The sequence below is a fragment of the Kitasatospora sp. NPDC029367 genome (genome assembly GCF_055569135.1).
This window is the reverse complement of record NZ_JBVHYH010000083.1, coordinates 33,719-37,296: the sequence shown is the minus strand read 5'-3', so window position 1 is coordinate 37,296 and position 3,578 is coordinate 33,719. Positions and strand designations below refer to the sequence as shown.

At 76.2% G+C, this 3,578-nt stretch carries 4 protein-coding genes and 1 pseudogene; 2 read left to right on the top strand and 3 right to left on the bottom strand.

What is annotated here, in order from left to right; genetic code table 11:
- Positions 1–265: 265 nt before the first annotated feature.
- The gene (locus ACZ4W5_RS32495) at positions 266–1,321 is read right to left on the bottom strand and encodes a helix-turn-helix transcriptional regulator (protein WP_465658587.1); all 1,056 of its coding nucleotides are present in this window, start codon (positions 1,319–1,321) and stop codon (positions 266–268) included.
- A gap of 279 nt (positions 1,322–1,600) precedes the next feature.
- Here ACZ4W5_RS32495 and ACZ4W5_RS32490 point away from each other — a divergent pair, with 279 nt between their 5' ends.
- Entirely contained in the window at positions 1,601–2,125 is a 525-nt protein-coding gene (locus ACZ4W5_RS32490) for a YcxB family protein (RefSeq protein WP_465658586.1), read from the top strand.
- Between the two features lie 70 nt (positions 2,126–2,195).
- On the opposite strand, the gene ACZ4W5_RS32485 is transcribed toward ACZ4W5_RS32490, so the two are convergent.
- Positions 2,196–2,642: a MarR family winged helix-turn-helix transcriptional regulator gene (locus ACZ4W5_RS32485; RefSeq protein WP_465658585.1), complete on the bottom strand. Its 447-nt coding sequence runs from the start codon at positions 2,640–2,642 to the stop codon at positions 2,196–2,198.
- Between the two features lie 95 nt (positions 2,643–2,737).
- Between ACZ4W5_RS32485 and ACZ4W5_RS32480 the strand changes: the two genes are divergently transcribed.
- Positions 2,738–3,130 carry a nuclear transport factor 2 family protein gene (locus tag ACZ4W5_RS32480; protein ID WP_465658584.1) on the top strand — a complete coding sequence of 131 codons (393 nt, stop codon included), beginning with the start codon at positions 2,738–2,740 and terminating at the stop codon, positions 3,128–3,130.
- An 82-nt stretch (positions 3,131–3,212) separates the two neighbouring features.
- Here the strand turns inward: ACZ4W5_RS32480 and ACZ4W5_RS32475 are convergent.
- Positions 3,213–3,482: pseudogene (locus ACZ4W5_RS32475) on the bottom strand (MMPL family transporter); the annotation flags it as partial.
- Between the last annotated feature and the right edge of the window lie 96 nt (positions 3,483–3,578).

Below are 3,578 nucleotides of genomic sequence, written 5' to 3'. Positions count from 1 at the left end.
TTGCTGTCGGCCCTCCTCCTCGTTTTTCTTGAGATCCCCCCTGTCGTCTTTTCCCCTTTTTAGCACCTTTCGGAGGAGCCGCGCCCCCACCCCTCCCCCGACCCCCCCCCTGTCCCTCCCCCCCCCACCGGTGGTTCTGCCGCGCGGGGCTGACGGGCCCGGCGCGTCGCGGTGTTCCTCGTGGAGGATGCCAGGACGCGCCGGGCCCGTGTTGTCCCTGCGTCTCCACTTCCTTGGCAATGCGTCTCCTTCCTTGGCAATGCGTCTACGCGTCGCCCGCACCGCCCGCGGCGCCGTCGCCGTCCTGCTCCCGCCCGGCCAGGGCCCGGTGGCGGTGCTCACGGGGCGAGAGCCCGTACGCGGCCCGGAAGGCGCGGCTGAAATCGTCGGCCCGGGGGAAGCCCCAGCGGGCCGCGACGGCCTGGACCGGCAGGGTGCGCAGCGCCGGGTCGGCCAGGTCGCACCGGGCCCGCTCCAGCCGCTGCCCGCGGATCCAGGCCGCCAGCGTCCGGCCGTCCCCGGACTCCCCGGACTGCCGGGTGAAGACCCGGTGCAGGTGGCTGACGGAGACGTGGTGGGCGGCGGCGATCACCGCCGGCGACAGGTCGGGGTCGGCGAGGTTGCGCCGCACGAAGGCGCGCACCGCCTCCGCCAGGGCCCGCTGCCGGGTCTCCTCCGGCACGGCCGCCTCGGCCTCCAGTTCCCCCGCGACCCAGGCGGCGACCAGGTCGACCGCGATCGTCCCCAGCCGGGCCGCCCCGGCCGGCCCCAGCACCGCCGCCTGCCGGTCCAGCCCGACCAGGAAGTCCGACAGCAGCGCGCAGGTGCCCTCGCGCACCGAGAACCCCCGCCCCAGCAGGTCGCGCAGCCGGTGCGGCGGCAGCGGCAGCAGCGACACCGGGAAGTCGATCCCCACGGCCTCGGTCCGCTGCTCCCGGCGGCCGCCGCCGCAGGCCCCGAGGGCCCGCACCTCGTACGGGTGCGAGCTGTCCACCAGGTAGAGGTCGCCCCGGCCGAAGGTGCGGGTGCGCTCCCTGGTGCCGCGGGTCAGCGACAGCCCGCCGGCGAGCGGCATCGTCAGGTGGTACACCCCGGGGTCGGTGCGCCGCACCATGGCGGCGGAGCGCCGGAAGCGTGTCGGCGGGAACGAGGACCGCAGCAGGGTCACCGGTCCCAGTTCCAGGCGGCGCATCTCCGCCCGGAAGTCGTCGGCGTGCTCGCTGGTCATCTCGCTGGCCCGGGTGCGCCCGATCAGCTCCCGCCAGCAGTCGAACCGCTCCCGCGCGGGCAGGCCCTCGCCCCGGAACACGCTCCCCGTCACCGCGGCCACCTCGCCGCCCCCTTCCCGCTCCGTCTCCCGGCCCGGCCGCTGCCGGACCGTCGACCGTAACCGATCCCCGCCCGTCCGCCCGCCCGGACCCCCGCGCCCACCCCGGGGCCGAGCCCGGGTGCAGGGCCAGCCGGCAGCCGGAGGGGTTCGGGGGCAGGGGATCAGCGCGAGGCGGGCGGGGGAGGGCCCTGACGCACCGCTTCGCGAACCCTTGGCCAGCATCTGCGCACCGAGAAGTGGATCAAGGGAGCAGCAGTGGAGCAGGGGCGGATGGAGCTGGCGTACACGCCGACGGGCGAGGACTTCCGGGAGGCCTTCGCCGCCCAGGCCCGGCACACCACGGCGGGCCGGCTGGCGCGGGTGGTCCGGTGGGTCCCGGCGGCCGTCTCGCTGCTCGGCGGCGCGCTGAAACTGGCGGACGGCGAGGCGGGTGTGTCGGACGCGGTGGCCGCGGCCGCGATGGCGGCCCTGGCACTGTTCGCCCCGCGGCTGCAGGCGGCGTTGGCGCACCGGCGGGTGTCCCGGCGCGGCGGGCCCCGCACCGTGGTGGTGGACGACGCCGGGGTGAGTGTCACCGACCGGTGCGGCACCCAGACCCGGGCCTGGGCGACGCTGTCGGGCTTCGTGGAGACGGAGCACTTGTTCCTGGCGCTGAACCGCAGCGGCTCCTGCCTGCTCATCCTGGCCAAGCGCGGCACCTCGGATCCCGACGCGCTGCGCGCCCTCCTCGCCCGGCACCTGGCCCCCGTCGGCCGCCCGGCGCCCGCGGGCCCGGCGCCCCAGGCCCGGGTCTGAAGCCCCGGGCCGGGTCTGCGGCGCCGGGCCCGGAGCCCCGGGCCCGGGCCCTCAGGCCTGGAACGGGCCCTCAGCCCTGGAACGGCCCCTCGTCCACGAAGGTGCGCAGCAGCCGGGCGAAGGTCCGGGCGTCCTGCGCCGGCCAGGAGGCGAGGGAGTCCTCGATGCGGGCCGCCAGGCGCTGCCTGGTGGCCCGTACCGCGTCCTGCCCGCGGTCGGTGAGGACGAGCAGGGTCGCGCGCCGGTCGCCGGGGTCGGCCTCGCGGCGCAGCAGCCTGGCCTCCTCCAGCCGGTCGGCGCGGCGGGTCACGGTGGTGCGGTCCAGCCCGATCTCGCGGCCCAGGTCGGCGGCGCTGCACGGGCCGGTGCGGGCCAGGCCGCTGAGGACCGGGTAGGTGAGCTCGTCGACGGCTTCCCCCAGGCCGTCGGTGAGCTGGGCGTGCAGGCCGGCGCGGGTGCTGCGCCGCAGCAGCAGTCCCAGGGCCTCGGCGATCTCGTGTCCGGTCGGATTCGTCACCCCCTCAGATTAGCGTGCGCTGCGCACGCTTTTCCTGTACCGTCAGATGCGTGCCTGAGGCACGCACTTTCCCGTGACGACCATCGGAGGACCCCGTGCAGCACACCGACATCACCACCGCCCTGGCCGACCTGCTCCTCACCCCGGGCCTGGACCTGAACGAGGCCGTCGACCGGCACTTCGCCCCCGACTACCGCCAGCGCACCGACGGCCGCTGGGACGACCGCGAGGAGTTCCTGGCCCACATCGCCCACCTGCGCACGGTCGTGGCCGACGGCTCCGTCGAGGTCCACGAGGAACTGGTGAACGGTCACCGCTACGCCGACCGCCACACCATGACCATCACCAAGACCGACGGCTCCACCGTCCGCATGGAGGTCTACCTCTTCGCCGAGTTCGCCCCCGACGGCCGCTTCCGCCGCATCGAGGAGACCACCCTCCTGCTGGAGGGGGCGGACCACGACCGCGACCTCGGCAGCGCCCGCTGAACACCCGGCACACCCCGGCCGTAGGGCGGGGCCGTGGGACGGGGGCCGCCCCCGCCCCACGGTCGCCCCCGCCCTACGGCCGCTCGCCCGCGCCCTCGGTGTCGATGCGCGGCAGCACCCGGTCCAGCAGGCGCGGCGTCCACCAGGCCGCCGGCCCCAGCAGCGTCATCACCGCCGGCACCAGCAGCAGCCGCACCACCGTGGCGTCCACCAGCACGCTGACCGCCAGGCCCAGCCCCATCATCTTGATCACCACGTTGTCGCTGACGATGAACGCGGCGAACACGCTCACCATGATCAGCGCGGCACAGGTGATCACCCGCGCGGTGATCTCCAGCGCGTGCGCCACCGAGTCCTGGGGGGGGGGGGGGGGGGGGGGGGGGGGGGGGGGGGGGGAGGGAGGGGGGGGGGGGGGGGGGGGGGGGGGGTGGGGGGGGGGGGGAGGGGA

Excerpts from the sequence above, each read along its gene's own strand:
- ACZ4W5_RS32490 (WP_465658586.1), top strand. The coding sequence starts at position 1,601 with ATGGAGCTGGCGTACACGCCGACGGGCGAGGACTTCCGGGAGGCCTTC.